Genomic DNA, 669 nt, shown 5'->3' with positions numbered 1-669 from the left:
ATCCCTGGACGATGCGCCACGTAATCAGGTCCGGCCGGAGCAGATGCGCGAGCGGGACCGTCGCGCCGGTGACGTGGACGAGTCGCCGGGATACCTCGTCGGCCATCTACAGGTCGTCGAAGGTCAGGTCGCCGGTTGCGAGCCGTTCGAGCCGGTCGGCGAGCCCCTCGATGGGCAGCCGTTTCTGCTCGGTCGTGTCTCGCTCGCGCACGGTAACCTCGCCGTCTTCCAGCCTTTCGTAATCCACGGTGACGCAGTAGGGCGTCCCGACCTCGTCCTGCCGGCGGTAGCGCCGCCCGATGGCCCCGGAGTCGTCGTAGGTGACCGAGAGACCGGCGGCCCGGAGGTCGTCGGCGATATCGGTGGCGAGCTCGGCCATTCCGTCCTTGGCCATCAGCGGGAAGACGCCGACCGTGGTCGGGGCCTGTTCCGGCGGGAGATCGAGGTAGGTCCGCTCCTCGCCGTCGACCTCGTCAGTTTCGTAGGAATGTGCGAGAACGGTGTAGATGATCCGGCCCACGCCGAAAGAGGGTTCGACGACGTGCGGGCGGATGTGCTCACCGTTCTCGGTGACCTCGTCGACGCTGAAGTTCGTCTCCTCGACGGGGACGGTGTGGGACTCGCCAGCAACCTCGACGGTAACCTCGTCGTCATCGAAGGCGTCAGGAT

At 66.7% G+C, this 669-nt stretch carries 1 protein-coding gene; it reads right to left on the bottom strand.

Going from position 1 to position 669, the window contains the following annotated elements:
* Window positions 1-106: 106 nt before the first annotated feature.
* The coding region (locus IL252_RS17260; protein ID WP_244257357.1) for a His/Gly/Thr/Pro-type tRNA ligase C-terminal domain-containing protein at window positions 107-669 on the bottom strand (563 nt) is incomplete at its 5' end.

It is taken from the genome of Halomicrobium sp. IBSBa, assembly GCF_017612575.1.
In the GTDB taxonomy this organism is placed as follows: domain Archaea; phylum Halobacteriota; class Halobacteria; order Halobacteriales; family Haloarculaceae; genus Halomicrobium.
Note: the sequence above shows the minus strand (reverse complement) of the source record. Positions and strands in the feature narration are given on the sequence as shown.